Source organism: Nitrospirota bacterium (genome assembly GCA_016180645.1).
Lineage (GTDB): Bacteria > JACPQY01 > JACPQY01 > JACPQY01 > JACPQY01 > JACPAV01.
The window spans coordinates 51,911-68,810 of sequence record JACPAV010000004.1; the positions used below are offsets into that span (position 1 = coordinate 51,911).

Annotated in this window: 14 protein-coding genes; 5 read left to right on the plus strand and 9 right to left on the minus strand. The window is 62.0% G+C overall.

All coding sequences use genetic code 11. The features are described 5' to 3' along the window. Positions 1-43: 43 nt before the first annotated feature. A complete protein-coding gene (locus HYT87_03320; protein ID MBI2058777.1) occupies positions 44-3,562 on the plus strand; it encodes a PD40 domain-containing protein in 3,519 nt (1,172 codons plus the stop codon). Further along, the gene (locus tag HYT87_03325) at positions 3,563-4,924 is read left to right on the plus strand and encodes an FG-GAP repeat protein (protein MBI2058778.1); all 1,362 of its coding nucleotides are present in this window, start codon (positions 3,563-3,565) and stop codon (positions 4,922-4,924) included. It begins immediately after the preceding gene. Positions 4,925-4,963: 39 nt separating this feature from the next. On the opposite strand, the gene HYT87_03330 is transcribed toward HYT87_03325, so the two are convergent. The 4 genes from HYT87_03330 to HYT87_03345 all read right to left on the minus strand — a co-directional run bounded on the left by HYT87_03330 (position 4,964) and on the right by HYT87_03345 (position 9,851). Further along, positions 4,964-5,335 carry a clan AA aspartic protease gene (locus HYT87_03330; GenBank protein MBI2058779.1) on the minus strand — a complete coding sequence of 124 codons (372 nt, stop codon included), beginning with the start codon at positions 5,333-5,335 and terminating at the stop codon, positions 4,964-4,966. Positions 5,336-5,384: 49 nt separating this feature from the next. Then, on the minus strand, positions 5,385-5,975 hold the full coding sequence (locus HYT87_03335; protein ID MBI2058780.1) for a hypothetical protein: 591 nt from the start codon (positions 5,973-5,975) through the stop codon (positions 5,385-5,387). Positions 5,976-6,079: 104 nt separating this feature from the next. Further along, positions 6,080-8,509, minus strand: coding sequence for a PBP1A family penicillin-binding protein (locus HYT87_03340; GenBank protein ID MBI2058781.1), 2,430 nt, complete (start codon positions 8,507-8,509; stop codon positions 6,080-6,082). A 112-nt stretch (positions 8,510-8,621) separates the two neighbouring features. Beyond that, entirely contained in the window at positions 8,622-9,851 is a 1,230-nt protein-coding gene (locus HYT87_03345) for a BamA/TamA family outer membrane protein (GenBank protein MBI2058782.1), read from the minus strand. A gap of 44 nt (positions 9,852-9,895) precedes the next feature. Here HYT87_03345 and HYT87_03350 point away from each other — a divergent pair, with 44 nt between their 5' ends. Together HYT87_03350 and HYT87_03355 are read left to right on the plus strand one after the other, a co-directional pair. Continuing rightward, positions 9,896-11,251, plus strand: a complete 1,356-nt coding sequence (locus HYT87_03350) for a hypothetical protein (protein MBI2058783.1) — start codon at positions 9,896-9,898, stop codon at positions 11,249-11,251. After that, positions 11,248-12,579: an outer membrane protein transport protein gene (locus HYT87_03355; protein MBI2058784.1), complete on the plus strand. Its 1,332-nt coding sequence runs from the start codon at positions 11,248-11,250 to the stop codon at positions 12,577-12,579. Before HYT87_03350 ends, HYT87_03355 begins: the two co-directional genes overlap by 4 nt. Here the strand turns inward: HYT87_03355 and HYT87_03360 are convergent, their stop codons facing one another. The 5 genes from HYT87_03360 to HYT87_03380 all read right to left on the minus strand — a co-directional run bounded on the left by HYT87_03360 (position 12,580) and on the right by HYT87_03380 (position 16,262). Continuing rightward, entirely contained in the window at positions 12,580-13,599 is a 1,020-nt protein-coding gene (locus HYT87_03360; GenBank protein ID MBI2058785.1) for an alpha/beta hydrolase, read from the minus strand. A gap of 2 nt (positions 13,600-13,601) precedes the next feature. Continuing rightward, entirely contained in the window at positions 13,602-14,486 is an 885-nt protein-coding gene (gene meaB / locus HYT87_03365) for a methylmalonyl Co-A mutase-associated GTPase MeaB (GenBank protein ID MBI2058786.1), read from the minus strand. A 111-nt stretch (positions 14,487-14,597) separates the two neighbouring features. Further along, positions 14,598-14,999 (minus strand): cobalamin B12-binding domain-containing protein, encoded by a 402-nt coding sequence (locus HYT87_03370; GenBank protein ID MBI2058787.1) that lies wholly within the window; start codon positions 14,997-14,999, stop codon positions 14,598-14,600. A gap of 109 nt (positions 15,000-15,108) precedes the next feature. Beyond that, positions 15,109-15,621 (minus strand): ExbD/TolR family protein, encoded by a 513-nt coding sequence (locus tag HYT87_03375; GenBank protein ID MBI2058788.1) that lies wholly within the window; start codon positions 15,619-15,621, stop codon positions 15,109-15,111. Next, positions 15,525-16,262: a hypothetical protein gene (locus HYT87_03380; protein ID MBI2058789.1), complete on the minus strand. Its 738-nt coding sequence runs from the start codon at positions 16,260-16,262 to the stop codon at positions 15,525-15,527. Before HYT87_03380 ends, HYT87_03375 begins: the two co-directional genes overlap by 97 nt. A 164-nt stretch (positions 16,263-16,426) precedes the next feature. Between HYT87_03380 and HYT87_03385 the strand changes: the two genes are divergently transcribed. Further along, on the plus strand, positions 16,427-16,900 hold the full coding sequence (locus HYT87_03385; GenBank protein ID MBI2058790.1) for an NADH-quinone oxidoreductase subunit C: 474 nt from the start codon (positions 16,427-16,429) through the stop codon (positions 16,898-16,900).

Sequence of the window (16,900 nt, forward strand, 5' to 3'; positions counted from 1 at the left end):
GTACAAACGCCGAAGGCATCGCCGGGGGCCTGCTCGGAGCCGGGTGGTTCGTATGTTGAGGGCCGTCCTTCTAGTGGCGTTCTTCCTATCCGCCGTCGCATCCAGCGCCGCGGCCGACCCAATCCACCCTTACGTCCGCGGGCTGGAGGAGCCTGAGCTGGGAGCGGCACGGAAGGGCTGGCCGGGGGGAAGCGCCTACAACTACCCGCACCTCGATTGGCACACCATCGAGACCGCGCACTTCTACATCCACTACCACACGGGCGCCGAATGGACCGCCCGGAAGATCGCCGCGATCGCGGATACCACCTATGATCTCATCACCGCCGCCTACGATCACCGGCTCAAGCAGAAAGTGCACGTGGTCGTGCGGGACGTCGAAGAAGTCTCCAATGGGTGGGCCAGCTACTCGCAGAAGTGGATCACGATTTGGGCGACGAGCCTGTACCATCCGCTCCGGGGCCGCCATTACTGGATCGACAACGTGTTCCCGCACGAGTTCGCCCACATCGTCTCGCTCGATGCCGCGGACGCTTTCTCACCCCACCTCGATGGCGTCCAGTTCGTCGGCTTGCAGGATTGGAGCCAGAGGCTCGGCGAAGAGTTCGATGGGTCCGACGCCCGGACCTCGAAAGTGCCGGTCGATCTCGGCGGCTCCTTCTTCTTCATGGGCGAGGCCGTTCCACCGTGGTTCGCCGAAGGGATCGCCCAGTATCACGATACCGTCACGGCCGGTTTTGAGCGGTGGGACACGCACCGCGACATGTTTCTCCGCATGGTCGTGCTGGAAAACAACCTGCTCACGCTGGACGAGATGGGCACGTTCACCGGCCGCAACTCCTTGCAGGCCGAACAGGTGTACAACCAGGGCTTCTCGTTCGTCACTTTCCTGGCCGAAAAGTTCCAAGCCCCAAACAGCCTGGACGCCAATGCGCGGATCGCAAAACGCAACGGCCGCTCGCTCCACCTCTTTTTCAGCGACGCCGTGCGCCAGGCACTCCGAAAAGACATCCACCGGCTGTATGACGAATGGAAATCGATGCTGACGGCCCGCTACGAGGGGGCCCGCCGGACTCTCGGCACAAGCACGGAGGGCGAGGAGTTCAATCCGACCGGAAAATCCGAATGGCTCGACGCAAAGGGGTTCGAGAAAGGCCTCATGAACCGGCTGGTCAAGGTCTCCCCGGACGGAAAACATCTCAGCTACCTCTCCAGCCGTGGGCGGGACGGCTGGGGCACTACACTCTATCTCGCCGAACTGAAGAATGGCGCGCCGGTCCCCGGAAAGGATCCTACGGCCCTCGACGTCGGCTCCGCCTACTCTTGGTCTCCCGACGCGCGCAAGATCGTTCATGTCGCCTCCGTTGCAGAGCCGGGCACGGGCCTGGAGAGTCGGCGATTGATGATCTACGACCTGGAAACCAAGAAGTCGGAGATGCTCGGGGGCCGCACCCTCTGGACCCTCGGCAGCATCCGCTTCGGCGATCTCCCCACGGCGGGCCAACGCGCGGGCGAGCCGGCATGGTCGCCGGACGGCCGCCGGGTCGTGTTCACGGAGAACCGTGACGGGCAGATGAACCTGCGGCTCATCGGGGTGGACGGGGGAGACTTCACGCCTCTGACCGAATTCTCGGACGGTACACAAACCGGCGGTCCGCAATGGTCGCCGGACGGAAAGACCATCGTCTTTTTCATGTTCCGCAACGGGCAGCAGGACATCTGGCGCCTGGATGTGGAAACACGCGAACTCACGCCCCTCACGAACGACCGGCACGACGACCGCGATCCGGTTTTCCTGCCGGACGGCAGCGGCATCCTCTTCGCGTCGGATCGCACGGGGATTTTCAACATCCATCGGATGGACCTCCGGAGCCGCGAGGTAACGCAGGTGACGAATGTTTTGGGAGGGACGTTCTGGCCCTCGATCTCGCCGGATGGGCATTGGGTACGCTACTCCTCGTTCACCTCCACGGGTTACCGCCTCTTCCAGATCGCCCTCGATCAACGAGTCGAACCCGGCGAGGAAAAAACGACGTTCGACACGCAGCAGGGATGGGACCCCCTCACGGTGTCCTCGTTGTCCGCTCACCCGTACCGGGCCGAAATCAGGCCGTTCACCCTTTCGCCGTCCTTTGAGTATTTCGACGAGCAAGTTCGCGCCGGTCTCGGAATCGACGTGGGCGATTACCTCGCTCGGCACCGTCTTCTCGGTTTCGCCTCCGCGGGGATGCCGGTCGAGGAAGGCCCCTCCTCGGAGGAGATTGACCAATTCTACGAAGCGGCCTACGTGAACCAGAGCTGGCACATCTCATGGTTGGCCGACTATCGGCGGGCCCTCATCCGGGAAAGCTTCGGCTCCGGCGAATCGAGCCTGGGCATCCACGAGACGGCGGACTTCCTCGATGTCCAGGCCTTCTACCCTCTGGCCGCCGGGGGAAGCGGAGGAGCGTTTTCGGGACATACGCTCTCGGCCGGGTATGCGCTCCGTAACGTCCAGGACGCATTTCGGGGCGCTGGGAGCGCCACCCTTCTGGATGACGTGCTGGCTGCCATGTACCGCCAGATCGGCCTCGAACCGCCCGTGGGGTGTACCGCGGCGGACGTACGGGGTCGGCGGATCCCCGGGCCGGATACGGAATGTCTGGGCAACCGGCACAATCTCATCCGAAATCACCAAGGGAGTGCCACGTATGCCTATCGGGTTTCATCCTCGGCCGTGGACGCAGGGATCAATCCGCGCGGAGCCAAGGGGCTCTCGGTGACGTATGCCTATACCCGAAGCGAGACCTCCGCGTTTCTGGATGCCGTGAACGCCTTGAACAATCGGGTGGCCCTGGTCGATGAAGGCCGCAGCATCAGGCGAAGTCCCGCCCCCGAGGGTGACTACCAATTCAATCGTGTCTGGCTCGGCTACGCCCACTTCCTCAAGAGCCCGATCCGATATCTTCATGAGGATCTGGACCGGCTGCGCCACACACTCTATTACAAGGTATTCGCGGGGCTGACGGACCGACCGGTTTCGGCGGCGGATAAATTCTACGCGGGAGGCCGGCTGGCCTTGTTCTCCAACAGGCTGGTGAATCCGTTCCTCAACCTGCCCGGCTATGAGGACGGACAGGTTCGCGGCGACTCGCTCCTCCTGGCCACCGTCGGATACCGGTTCCCCGTTCTCCGCCGCATCCACAAATCGATCGGCCCCTTCTATTTCAACAGCGTCTACGGTTCGGTCTTCGCGGATGCGGGCAATGCATACGACCTGCGGGGCAAGGGGCCCTTCGTTACGAATCTCATTCTGGACAAGAACGGCGATCACACGCTGGGACGGGCGGATGTGCTGGAGGACGCGGGGGTCGAACTCCTGATGGAGGGCGATCTCTTTCACGTCGAGGGCGCGTGGAACAGTTTCGTTCGCGTGGCGAAGGGGTTTTCGCCCGTGCCGAACCTCACGCGGGAAGTTCCGAACCTGCTCGATCCCGCCGGCATCGGGATCGCCGGCGAGGAAGGCGTGCGCAGGAAGGAGGCCCCGGTGCGGATATATGTCGGCCTGGGGATCGGGTTCTAGATGGGCACACGCAAATTATTGGCGCCGTTCGTTTGCCTGGTCCTCTGGAGCTGCGCGGAACAGCAAACGACGGGACGTTCGACGCGTATCCTTCGTGGAGCCGTGGTCCGCATGGAGGTTCACGGGGCGGCAGGAGGCGAGAGGTTTGGCACAGGCGTCGCCGGTCTTGGGGATCTTGACGGCGACGGGATCGGCGAGATTGCCGGAGGAGCGCCAGGGGCCGACTTCGACACGGATGCCTGCCCGGACTTGCAGCCCGGCCGTGGGGTCGTCCGAATCCACAGCGGAAGCGACGGCTCGCTCATGCGTGTTCATTGCGGCGTGGCCCAGAACGAATCGTTTGGAGAGTTCATCCGGGCGGTGGGCGACGCCGATGGCGACGGCGCCACGGAGTACGCCGTGGCCGCTCCCGGCGCTTCTTCAGATCCTGTGTCCTGCCCGGACTCCATTGTGGGCCGGGGTGTCATCCGGATCTACTCGGGCCGCACCGGATCATTCCTACGCGCCCTCTGCGGCTACAGCGCCTACGAGAATCTCACCAATATCGTGGCGGACGTAGGCGACCTGGACGGAGACGGATTGGCCGATTGGGTCGCCTCGTCTCCTCTTGCCTCCACCCATCCGCAGGCCTGCCCGTTGCGGCCCACGGATCCGGTCCGATGCCCAAGCCCGAAGATCGGCCAAGCCGACCGCCCCTGCGGCAAGGGATATGTAGAGGGCCGCTCGGGAAAAGACGGACACCCTCTCTTTGCGTCTTGCGGCGCCCGAGCGGGCGACCTCTATGGATTTTGGGTTGCGCGCGCCGACTCCGGCCTGCTGGGCGGAAGAGAGAAGGACCTCGACGGCGACGGCCTCACGGATCTGTTCGTGGGGGCTCCCACCGCAACCTGCAAGACTTCGGATGAGGGTACCCAGCCCGAAGGGGTCGTGTTCCTGCTTTCGAGCGCGAATGAATGGGACCGGCCCAGCCGGTCTTCGGAAAAGATCTGCGGCGACGAGCCGGGCGAGGGTCAGGGAGGGTTCCCGGCGGATACCATCCGGGGGGACCTGGATGGCGACGGGACGCCAGACCTGGTCATCGGATCTCCCCTTGCCGACCGCTCTCCGGGAGACTGCGATGCACCCGCGATGGCGGGAGGAGTTCTTCGGGTCATTCTGGGCGGCGGCGCATCCGTCCGCGCCACCCTCTGCGGCGCGCAGGGGGAGGCCCTCGGCGCGGGCTACGATTTTCTACCCGTGGGGGATGCGGACCGAAACGGGCAGGACGATCCGGACCAGTTCGTCGTGGGCGCGCCGGGAGTCGACTCCGATGGGAAAACCAACGCCGGTTCGATCCTGATTTTGGAACTGACTCCGCCGTAGGCGGAATCCCCTACTCGGCCCCGGCGTGAGTTTCTGATTTCAGCCCGCGCGCTTGAGGGAGATGGCGGGCATCCGCTTCAAGGAGTGCGTCTTCGGGTCCACCGCAATCCCTGTCGATTCCAATGCCGTCACGCCCAGGATCGGATCGACGCCGTCAGGACCGAACACCACGCGTCCTGCCGTAATGTCCCCCATGAATTCGATCACGGCGGCGCCGAAGTCGAGTTCCTTGACGGTGCCGTCCGCCAGTTCATAGCTCGTTTTCCCGAGGGGTCGAATTCCAATGGCACGAAGTCGCCCGGCCGGGGCCATGGAGTCTGTGGCGCCGGTGTCAACGAGAAATTCCTCCCGATATTCCTTCTTCGACGTTGTCATGGCTTTCAGAGTGACCGTTACCCGCGTCAGTCCCATTCGGAAAGTATAGCAGAAACAGGCCGACCGGACAGGTGGAAGCGGTCCCTCAGAAAACGTAGCGGACGCTGAAGGAACTAAGGAGGCCAAGCGCGTAGCCGGAGAGGTCGGCCTTGTCCGAACCGGACTTCAGGCTTCCGCTCAGGACGTAACCAAACCGCATCAGGCCCACACCGATGACCGCGTTTTCGGCTGCGGCGAAATCCACGCCCAGTCCCACATTCAGCTCCGTACTGCTGAGCTCGGCGGATGTCGTGGATTTCCCATCGTTCTGCTCCTGCTCGGTGGACGACCGCTGGACGCCGATGCTCACATAGGGTTTCGATCTGCTCGAGGGCAGGCCGAGGAGCACGTCGCCGCCAAATGAGGTGGCCGTCTGGTCGGCGTCAGCGGACGTATCGCCGATCTCGAAATTCCCCCGTAACAGGCTCATGGCCAGCCCCAGCCGGAGACCGATGTTTTCGCCCCAGTATTGAAAGCTCGGGCCGAGCGTGGCGCCGGCCGGGCTCAGGATGACTTCGCCGCCGAGCATCGTGCCCTCCACGACCGGTTCGGATTCCTCCTCCGCTTCGGCAGCGTAGACCGGACGAATGAACGCGGCGATCAGGGAGAGAATCAAAGCAAGTTCAAGCTTGTCCATTATTCCTCCGTGCATCCGAAGGGAAATGGGCCAATGATCAATGGTCCATTCTCAATTGCCATTTTCCGGAACTGACAATTGATAGCTGAGAATTGAAAATTTCCTCAGAATCCCAGATCGTTCTCGTAGAACTTGTTGGGGTCGAGTTGGTCCGGTTCCGGGGCGTACTGCTGCGGCTCGGACCCGGCGAGGTAGGCTTCGTAAACCACTTTCCTGCTGCTGTCGATGGCGCGGAGGCCCGAGTCCGCGTCGATCTTCACAAACACAATGCCTTCGGGGACGGTGAACTCTTCCACCGGCTCGCTCTCCAGCGCCTTCTGCATAAAATCCAACCAAATCGGCGCGGCATAGGCCGTGCCCGTAGCTCGTCCTCCCATGCTGTGTGCGTCGTCGTGCCCGACCCACACCGTCGCCAGGAGCTGCGGCGTGTAACCGACGAACCAGGCGTCGCGGGAATCCGTGGTCGTGCCCGTCTTCCCCGCGGCGGGCCGGCCCAGAACGGAAACGGGATGGCCCGTCCCAAACCAGATCACTTCCTTCATGAGGTGCGTGGTGAGGTAGGCGATTTGCGGCGTCATCACCTGCTCCCCGGTGGCCTCTTTCACTTCGTACTGCTGATCTCCGAGCTGAACGATCGATTTTGGAACGCTTTTTCCATGCAGAATGTCTTTCCCCTCCAATAGTTCCCCGCTGCGACCGTATACGGCGCGGATGAACGTCGGCTCCACCCGGCGCCCTCCGCTGGCGAAGACAAGATACGGCAGACTCAGTTCCACGGAGGTCAGCGCCGACGATCCAAGCGCCAGGGAGAGGTTGCGATCGAGGTCGACGGAAACGCCCACCCGACGGGCGAATTCAATGGCCGCATCCACACCGATCTCCCGGAGAATTTTCACCGTCACAATGTTCCGGGAATGGATCAGTCCCTCGCGAAAGGTGGTCGGACCCTGGAACTCCTTCTCAAAGTTGCGGGGTTTCCACATTTCCTCATCGTCGTGCAGGCGGAATGGAAGGACCACGGGTGTGTCGTACATCATCGTGCTGGCGGTGAATCCTTTTTCGAGCGCCGCGGCGTAGATGATGGGCTTGAACGCGCTCCCCGGCTGTCGCTTCGCCTGCGTCGCCCGATTGAACTGGCTCTTGGAATAATCGTATCCGCCGGCCATCGCACGCACCTCGCCGGTCTTCACATCCGTCGCCAGGATGGACCCTTGAATTCCCGGCTCCGGATCCAGCGCCACGGTCGCTTCCTGTTCGCCGGAAAGCTTCTTGATGTGAAGAGGAAGCACGTCGCCCACGGCAAAAAGCCTGAGCGCCGATCGGCCCTCGCCCGGCGCCAGCCAGGCGTAGTCATCCGGTCTGACCGTGGCAATCCGGCCGCCCAGGTCGAGCCGAAGCTCGCGCTTGCTCTTGATCACCGCGGTGACCACTCCTTCGGCGCGGTCTCCCGGTTGAAGCTTCGATTGTCGGTCGAACAGCTCGGTGAGATAGGCTTCGACCTCGCCCGGACCCGTAAGTTTGCGGAGCGGCCCATGATAGCCTTCCGCCTTGTCCAGGCGTTCGAGCCCGCGGCGCACGGCCCCCTCGGCGGCCTCCTGGGCTCCGAGTTCCACGGTGGTGTAGACTTTCAATCCCTGTGAGTAAAGCGCATGGGCGCCGTATTTCGACTCGATGTGACGCCGGACTTGCTCAACGAAGTAGGGGGCGGCATAGACGGTGTCGGAAGGCTGAGGGTAGAGTGGGAGCGGCTGCTGCCACGCCTCCGTTGCCTTGGCCTCCGGGATGTATCCATCTTCCACCATCCGCCGGAGGACATATTTTTGCCGATTCTTTCCCTGCTCCGAATTGTTGTAGGGCGAATAGGTGTTGGGCGCGGGAGCCAGGCCCGCCAAGAAGGCCCCCTCGGCCACGGTCAACTCAGGGGTCGATTTGTGGAAATACATTTGGGCCGCCGCCTCCACGCCATAGGCGCCGTGACCGAGGAAGATTTGATTGAGGTACAGGTAGAGAATCTCATCCTTGGAGAGGTTTTTCTCGATCCGGAACGCGAGGAGGGCCTCCTTGATTTTTCGCGAATAGCTGCGGCCTCGGTAGCGCAGGATGCTCCGCGTGAGCTGCTGGGTGATCGTGCTTCCCCCCTGGACCACCTCTCCCGCGAGCACGTTGCGGCCGAGGGCGCGCGCGATGCCCCAGTAGTCGATGCCTTTATGCTTGTAGAAATGCTGGTCCTCCGCCGCCACGAATGCATCCATGACGTGCTTGGGCACGCTCTCAAGCGGGACGATGTATCGCTTCTCGCTGAAAAATTCGGCGATGACGCTGTTGTCCCGCGCATAAAAAGTGGTGACGGTGGATGGCTCGTAGTGTTTCAGGATGCTTTTCACGTCCGGAATGACTTTGGTGTAATACCAAAGGACTCCGACCCCCAAGCCGAGGCTGAGCGCGATGGACGCGAAACTGACCCGCAGCACGAGCCGCAATGTTTTCATCATGAAGGCAGACTCTTTCCGCTTTTTCTTGGTGATCCGCTTCATCCTGAGATTCCGCACCCGTTGACCCCTATCCGTGGGAGTGACTATTTTCCCTCAAAGCCCTCCTGTTTTCAACCCACCGCCGCGTACTATGGAGGCTTAGCCTCGATAGTCGCTAGAAGGGGTAGTCCAGCGAGACGTGAGCGGCGGGACCCTCTGGACTGACGCCCACATCGATGGAAGCCACCAGGCTGTTCGTAACGATGAAGCGCCACGAGCCCCCCAAGGCCCTCGCCCACGGCCCGGAGGGCGCAAGGTCCCCGAAAGAACCGAAGACGCGCCCCACCTCGACAAAGACGGCCGGTTCGAGCGCCACGGGCACCCTGAGAATCTTCGCCCGTGCCAACAGCCATCGCTGCTCCACCGAACCCGCGACGCGACCCCAGTCGGTGAACCGGTTGTAACCGTATCCCCGGAAGCTCCACTTGCCACCCAGCGTCGGCCGCTCGAAGAATGGAGTGTCACGGTCGCCGATCATCTGATCCAAGAAAAGCCGTGCGGCCAGCACCAGGCGCTCCCCGCCGAAGGACACATATCTTCTGACCTCGCCACCCCACGCCCAGTAGTCCGCCCCGCTCCCGGCCTCCCGCCATGAACCGCGAATGCCCAGGGAGGCAAGCGATCCGCTGTGGGGAAGGTTCTGGCGATCGCGGGAGTCGTAGCGTAGCGTGTAACCCTCGGAGTGGATGAACGCATCCCGCAGGCCGTCGAGGTCGCGCCACTTCTCAAGGGTGTATTCTTCACGTGGACCGACGTGCGTGGGGCGGACCTCGCCGCGATGGAGAGTAAAATCGAGGCCGAGTTCGAGCCGTTCCGAGAGAATGAAAGCGATGGTGCCGTATCCGCCCCGATCCACGTAGGCGTAGTGCGATTCATCGCGCGGCGTGGTCCCCGCTCCGTAGCCGTAGAAGCGGAAAGCCGGATCACGCATGAGCAGCGCCCTCCCTCGAAACCCGACCCGATCCTTCCACCATCGTGGGACGCGAAAGTCGAAATACGACTCGTGATAGTTCTTGCCGCCCAGGGAGCTGTACACCCGCCAGTTGTTTCCCTCCGGCGTGTATCGGTAATAGCGGAAAGTGCCCATCGGCCCGTACGATTCGTGGTAGCTCCCTGAAGGGGCAAGGATCGATTCGGTGAACTCGTTCTCGATTTCGGTGAAGGAAAGAATCAATCCGGCGTTGTAGCCCGTGGTCGGGTTGAGGGAAAACATCGGCACGGGCACGACGATGAGTCGCGCAAAACACGGGGGGGGGGCCGCGAGGGTGCACAAGGCGCCCCAGAAGCATGCGATCCATCGAATGGGTCGGCCCACGACGGGCGTATTGTAGTGATACGGATTCATTGGCTCAACCTGGCCTAATTTGTCATACAATACGGCGGGGAAGGATGACGAAAATCGCGGGGATCTCCATGGTGGCCGCCGGTCTCGTCGCTCAAGCCCTGTGGCCCGCCGAACTTCCGGCGGACGATCGGCCCCTGCTGGTCCTTGCGTTGGACGGGATTTCGCTCGATGCCGCAAAGGAGGTTTGGGAGGAAGGCGCTTTTCCGGGATTCCATCCGCCCTCGGGAAACATCGCCCCGTTTCCCAGTCTGACCGACGTCTCGATGTCCGGCATGTTCCACGCGGGTCCCGTCCCCGGCTACGAGGAGATCTACTACGACACGACCCGGCACGCCCTGGCCGGAACCACGTGGAGTTATCTTCGGGCGACGAAGTTCGAACGGAGCCGGCAGAGTTACTACGGTCTCCTCCACTACGCCGATTCGCGGTTCTGGGAGATCCCGAACAATCTCTTCCCAAAACTTCTACTCGGATTCGATCTCTGGCGGTTCTTCCGCTCCGACGCCATCGAACGATTCGCAGCGAACCCGGCGGCTTTCCATTCGCCCCTGTCGCCCGGATCGCGCATCATCGTGACGTACCTCGAATCGGGGGACGTGGTGGCTCACCAGACCGGCCACGAGGGGGCGGTCGCCTACTTGCGCGTCCTTGCGGAATTCCTGGAGGTCATGCGGAAAAAGGCCGGTGAACCCTTCGATGCCCTGATCTTTTCCGATCATGGCAACGCGGAGGGAATATCGCGCTTCTGTCCGGTAACGCGGTTCCTTCGAGAACGGGGTTACCGCGTGGAGGACCGGGTCTCAGGGCGCAGAAGCGTGGTCGTGCCCACGTTCGGTCTCATCAGCAGCGTGGCCCTGCACGCGGCCCGCGAGGAGTCCGAGGAACTGGCCGCGGCCATCGCGGGCCTGTCGTGTGTCGATATGGTGTTTTCCGGCGAAAAGGGGATGTACACTGTGCGGCATGGTGGACAACTGGCCCGAATTGAGCACGACCGGTCATCCGACTCCTACGCGTACCGCCCGGAGGAGGGCGATCCGTTGGGTTACCGGTCCGTCATGAAGAACATGGGAGACTCGGGCTATCTGGACTCGAATGGATTCGCCTCCTCCCGGCGATGGTTCGACGCCACGGCCGATTCGGCCTATCCCAACGCGCTCGAAAGAACGGCGGAGGCCTTCGAGTCGCTCGTGCAGAATCCGGCGACGATCCTCCTGAGCCTCAAGCCGGGCACGTTCTACGGTCGAAGCGACATCCGCTTCTGGACACGGCTCGAATCCACCCATGGAGGCATGGCGCGCGAGGAAAGCCTCGGGTTCGTCATGACCACGCTTCGTCCGCTTCCGCCGTTCGTGCGATATAAGGACTTTTTGGGAAGTCTTCTTGGAGGTGCGACCGAATGATGATCTTCATTCGAAGATGGCTCCTCCTCGCCGCCATGGCGGCGCCCTCCACTCTCACGGGGACCCGTCCCGCGTTCGCCAATCCGCAGGACACATTCGGGTTCGGAGGCCGCGGCCCCGCCATGGGCAACGCCCAGGTGGCCGACGCACGCGATCTCTCGGCGGTCTACTACAACCCGGCCACGATGTTTCTCATCCCGGATGGAGAAGGGCTGGACCATTTTTCGATCGCCACCCTTGCTGCCGTGGACGATCTCTATGTGCGCAACCCGACGGGCGGCGACATCGGCAACCCGATCATCAATTCCTACAATGTGGGCATGGGCATGGTGGATGGCATCGGAACACCATGGTTCAGGTCCGGTCTGAATTTCCAGATCCCCATTTTCCGGCTCCAACTCCAGCGCACCTATTTCCCGGACGAGCGCGAGGCTTTCTTTTCCAACAAACTGAATTTCGAATTCTATGGGGGCCGTTTCCAGCGCCAGGTGGTCATGCCGGCCGTGGCGTTTCGTCCGCACCGCCTGGTGTCTTTTGGCGCGGGCATTTCCCTTTTCACGTTCTCCCAGACGGATACGGATGTGTATCTCGCGGACGTCCTGGACCAAAGCAAAGCGTTCATCAATTTGCGCGGCGACCAGCAGAATACGAACAGCCTGACCTATGGACTCCTGTTCTGGCCGATGGAACGCCTGCGGCTCGGCGCGGTGTATCGCGACAGTGAGAGTTTTGTCATCCGGGGGCTCAGCAAGGTCGAAGTTGAGGATTTCCACCAGTTCTCGGATCAGCTCCTGGATTTCCGGGTTCAGTTTCGGCCGTCACAAGCGGGCCTCGGGGCGGCGTACCGGTTCTCGGACGTGCTCGGCTTGACCGGAGACCTTGTGTGGTATCGGTGGAGCCGGTACCGCGATCTTCACAATGAACGGCCGGCACCCGCGTTCAACGACACCTACAGCCCGCGCGTAGGGGTGGAGTACGTCTGGAGACCCATGTGGGTCTTGCGCGGGGGATACGATTTCGAGCCCACGCCGGTGCCGCGGCAGACGGGACGCACGAATTACGTCGACAACCACAAGAACGTCCTCTCCGGAGGTCTCGGCTTCCGGCTGCCGGCGGAGGGCTACGTGGCGTCCTTCGATCTTTTCGGACAGGCTCACTTCATGATTCCGAGGAGAACGATGAAGGAAGCAACCCGTCAAGAGCTTCTGACCACCGCGGTCCAGTCCGCCTTCAATGTGGAGGATGCGCGGGACAATCCCGGCTGGCCGGGCTTCGAGAGCGGCGGCCGCGTCTACGCCTTCGGCCTGACCTTCAGCGTCGGAAGATAACTATCGCCGGCGTCGCCTGGCCGGACGGCGGCCAGAAGGCTTCCGGGAAACTTTTTTCACCGGTGTGAGGCGGCCAAGGGGGACGTTGTAGTGGTCGAGCAGGAATCGGTCGAAGCGCAGGTTGATGAGTTCCGGCTGCTCGAACATCGCGCCGTGACTTCCGTTCGGAATGTGCAGATGTTCGGCGTTCGGGATCTTCTCCACCATGCGCTCGGAAATCCAGTCGGGCGTGAACTTGTCCTTGCTGCCGCTGACGACAAGCGTCGGCACCTTCACCTGATCGAGCAGATCCTCCGCCGTGTGCTCCTGCATGTGCTTGGCCATCTCGGCGAAAACCTGGAAGTCGAGCTGGTCGACGATGTGCCGGAAGTATTCGTTGAATTCGCCTGAACGGACGATCTCGGGATCGACCCCCATCACTTCCGCCAGGTTGGCGATGTAGCGGCTCTCGATGGCCGCTCGGGCCACGCGCTTCGCCGATTGCGTCTTCTTTCTCGCACCCCAATACACCACGGGAAAAAGCACGCGACCGACCCCGGAATCGAAAAACGTGTCCATCGGCCGGCCGTAGGTTCCCAGCATGGGAATCAGGCCGAGAACGCGGTCGGGAAAAAGTCGGTAGAACTCGAGGATGACCTGCACGCCGTAACTATGGCCCACCAGCACGGCCTTGTTCATGTGATGGTGGTCCAGGAGAAGCTTTGCGTCGGTTGCATTGACCTGCACGGAGGTTTGTTTGAGATCCTTGGGCCGCTCGGACCGGCCATGACCGCGGTAGTCCCACGTGATCAGTTGGCACCGATCCTTGAGGTGCAACAGGAGATGCTTCCAGAAAAACGTGGACGTGCCGATCCCATTGCAGAACAGAATGGGGAATCCACGTCCGACGGAACCGTAGAAAATGTTCGGTCCGGCCTCTCCTCCCCTTCCGCGAAGTCTCACGTGGCCCTCCTGGCCGCTTCCGGAATCTTCAGGGGCGATCCCCCCATGGCCGACGATGTATCCCGAGTGGTTCCGCATGTTCAGGCGAGTTCCTTCTTGAGCAACTTCTCGGCCACCGAGTAGGGATCGGATTTTCGCTGGATGATCTCGGCTAGGACCGCATCGAGCCGTCCGGCGTCCTTCAACTTCTTCAGCACGCGGGTATCGATGGTGTCTTGCAGGGCGATCAGCAGCTCCCGGAGCGCCCGGCGCCGTTTCTTCTGCTCGAACTGCCGCGAGGTGTCGAGGTAGGCGTGGTGTTTTTCGATCGCATCAACCAGCTCTTCCAATCCTTTTCCTTCCGCGGCCACGGTGGAGAGAACGGGACGGGTCCAGCCCGCCCGCTCGCCTTCCATTTCAACGAGTGTGGTGAGGTCCATCTTCGTCCGATCGGCGCCTTCGCGGTCGGCTTTGTTTACCACAAAAATGTCCGCAATCTCCAGGATGCCGGCCTTGATGGCCTGAATGCCGTCGCCAAGGCCGGGCGCGAGCACCACGAGCGTGGTGTGGGCCACCTCGGAGATTTCCACTTCGGCTTGGCCGATGCCGACGGTTTCGAGCAGGACCACATCCTTTCCCATGGCTTCCATCACGGCCAGGATGTCCAATGCGGAACGCGAGAGTCCGCCGAGGTGGCCGCGCGTGGCCAGCGAGCGGAGGAAAACGTCCGGATCGGTGGAGTGGCGTTGCATCCGTACCCGGTCTCCAAGGATGGCGCCGCCGGAGAACGGGCTGGTCGGATCGACGAGGATGCCGCCGATTTTCTTCTTCTTCGCCCGGTAGAGATCGATCAGGCGGTCGATCAGCGTGCTCTTGCCCACACCCGGCGGTCCGGTGATCCCGATCACGGTGGCGGCGGAAGGAGCGGAGAACAGCTTTTTCAGGACGTCGCGAGAGCCGGGGATGTTGTCATCGAGGTCGCGCATGAGGCGAGCTGCGGAGCGGACGTCGCCTCCCCGGATTTGCCCCACCGGGTCGGCCGGGCTTTCAGATTTCGGATCAGGGAGCGACTTGGATCGGGTCGAACGGCTCAAGGCTCACGCCCGAGGGCGAACGTTTTCTTGGACCCATTTGATGATGTCCGCCAGGGAGGCGCCCGGGCCGAAAATTCCCTTCACGCCCTTCTTCCGGAGCGTATCGGCGTCATCGTCGGGAATAATTCCTCCGCCGAAGACCGCCACGCTGTCCGCTTTCTTTTCCTTGAGGAGACGGAGGACTTCCGGAAACAGCGTGTTGTGCGCGCCGGAGAGAAGCGAGAGTCCGATGGCGTCCACGTCCTCCTGGACGGCCGCCTGGACCACCATTTCGGGCGTCTGGTGGAGGCCGGTGTAGATGACTTCGTAGCCAGCCTCTTTGAGTGCGCGGGCAACCACCTTGACCCCGCGGTCGTGCCCGTCGAGTCCTGCCTTCGCGAGCAGGAGCCTGATTTTTCGTGCCATGGTGGTTTTCGATTCTCCGGTTGTGGTCCCGTTTTCTTAGCCGCGTTCCGCCATCTTGTCAATTTCCGGCGGAACGTCGAAATTGGAAAGCGGCTCGCGGATACAGGGGCTACCGGTTCTCCTCGAGTTCCGTGACGAGCCCGAGGTCGGAGAGGCCGGACTCGCGGATTTTGCCGACAACGCGGATCACGTAGCCGTAGGGCAGACCCCGGTCGGCCCGCAGGAAGATGGAGGTCTTCGGATTCTCACGCGCAAGTTTCTGGAGCCGCACATCCAGCCCTTCGAGTGTAATCTTCTGCTTGTCGAGGAAGATCTGACGGTCCTTCGTCAGCGTGAGCGTCATCTGTTTCTCCTGCTCCACCAGCTTCCCGGCGACGCTCCGCGGGAGCTCGACGCTGATTCCCTGTTCCAGCAGCGGAGCGGTGACCATGAAAATGACGAGGAGCACGAGCATGACGTCCACGAACGGCGTGACGTTGATCTCGGAGAGCGGCTTCGTCGTGCGCTCGTGCAGGGAATCGCGGGCTATTCCCAATTCAGATACTCCCTCAGCGTCATGGAGGAGCGGGCGATCGAGAACCGGCTGCTCCTTCGCGTGATCTTGGGGCGTCGCCCTCCCCATTCTTTCACCAGGCGGCCGACATACTCCAGTTTCCCAAGAACGATCGGTCGATCGGAATACTTTTCCAGCCACCGGGTGGCCGGGTCCAACCAGACGGCGAACGTCTCCGCGAAATCGTCATCCGGGTGTTTCTGCGCGTAACAGGCCGGCGCGAGTTTTTCCACTTCCAGGTACTTCACATGCTTGGGACTCTCCGGATCTCCCTTCCACGGCTTGGTCCAGTGCGGGTAGTCGAGGTAATCCCCTTCCACTTCAAAGGTCGTCCTGAACTCTTCCAGCTCAAAAAGCTCGTAGGCATAGCAGAAGAGATGACCGGATTCGTGGCGCATGCACATGCGAACTTCACGGGGGGTGCACGGGCGTTCGCCGTTCTCCGCGAGCGCGGCCAACAGGTCCGGCTTCGTCGCGGCATCCATGAACAGCATGGACATGCTTCGCGACTTGGAGGGAACGCCGTATTCGAATCCGAGGTAGAAATCCGGATTCAAGTGCGCGATCCCCGCTTTCCGCAATTCGGCCACGAGCTCCTGAGCGCATGTTTCGAGTTGCGTGCCTTCCACTCGAAGGCCGAGGTCCCGGAGCGGCGTGGCCAACAGCTCCCCGGTCGAACGAGGACGATCTCCGGTGGAAATGGGAGGCACGGGCCTTCTCAAGGCGGTCCGGCGTGAGGCCGGCCGTACTCTCGACGTTTTCGGCGGGCAGGATGCCCGCGATGGCGCGGAGAGTGCGGAATTCACGAGTCCACATTATCATAGCGCTCCGCATTGTGAAAAGAGAGGCGACATGCTACTAAATTCCGCTCGTTATGGAAGAAATCGTTCGGGCGATCCAGGAACGGTTCGGTGCGGCCATCCAGCGCGTGGATCAGATTCGCGGCGAAACGTCCCTCGTGGTGGACCGTGCGTCCATGATCGACGTGTTGACCGCGCTCAAGGCCGCGGGGTTTGAAATGCTGGAGGATCTGACCGCGGTGGATTGGCTTACGCTGAAGAACGGTCCGCTCAATCCAAAAGGCGAACGCTTCTCTGTGGTCTATATTCTCCTCTCACTTTCCCGGAACGCCACCTTGCGCGTGCGAGTCCCGGTGCCCGAAGAGGACCCCGAAGTGCCGACCTGCGTGGATCTCTGGCCCGGCGGAAACTGGATGGAAAGAGAAGTATTCGATATGTTTGGCATCCGCTTCAAAGGCCATCCGGAACTCCTGCGCATCCTGATGCCCGCGGACTACAAAGAATTCCCGATGCGGAAAGAGTTTCCGCTTACGAAGAGACCCGAATAG

What these genes read in the sequence shown, in the direction of transcription:
- HYT87_03385 (MBI2058790.1), top strand. Translation starts at nt 16,427, where the DNA reads ATGGAAGAAATCGTTCGGGCGATCCAGGAACGGTTCGGTGCGGCCATC.
- HYT87_03350 (MBI2058783.1), top strand. Translation starts at nt 9,896, where the DNA reads ATGACGAAAATCGCGGGGATCTCCATGGTGGCCGCCGGTCTCGTCGCT.
- HYT87_03325 (MBI2058778.1), top strand. Translation starts at nt 3,563, where the DNA reads ATGGGCACACGCAAATTATTGGCGCCGTTCGTTTGCCTGGTCCTCTGG.
- HYT87_03345 (MBI2058782.1), bottom strand. Translation starts at nt 9,851, where the DNA reads ATGAATCCGTATCACTACAATACGCCCGTCGTGGGCCGACCCATTCGA.
- HYT87_03360 (MBI2058785.1), bottom strand. Translation starts at nt 13,599, where the DNA reads ATGCGGAACCACTCGGGATACATCGTCGGCCATGGGGGGATCGCCCCT.
- HYT87_03370 (MBI2058787.1), bottom strand. Translation starts at nt 14,999, where the DNA reads ATGGCACGAAAAATCAGGCTCCTGCTCGCGAAGGCAGGACTCGACGGG.
- meaB (MBI2058786.1), bottom strand. Translation starts at nt 14,486, where the DNA reads ATGCGCGACCTCGATGACAACATCCCCGGCTCTCGCGACGTCCTGAAA.
- HYT87_03330 (MBI2058779.1), bottom strand. Translation starts at nt 5,335, where the DNA reads ATGGGACTGACGCGGGTAACGGTCACTCTGAAAGCCATGACAACGTCG.
- HYT87_03375 (MBI2058788.1), bottom strand. Translation starts at nt 15,621, where the DNA reads ATGGGGAGGGCGACGCCCCAAGATCACGCGAAGGAGCAGCCGGTTCTC.
- HYT87_03355 (MBI2058784.1), top strand. Translation starts at nt 11,248, where the DNA reads ATGATGATCTTCATTCGAAGATGGCTCCTCCTCGCCGCCATGGCGGCG.
- HYT87_03335 (MBI2058780.1), bottom strand. Translation starts at nt 5,975, where the DNA reads ATGGACAAGCTTGAACTTGCTTTGATTCTCTCCCTGATCGCCGCGTTC.
- HYT87_03340 (MBI2058781.1), bottom strand. Translation starts at nt 8,509, where the DNA reads ATGAAGCGGATCACCAAGAAAAAGCGGAAAGAGTCTGCCTTCATGATG.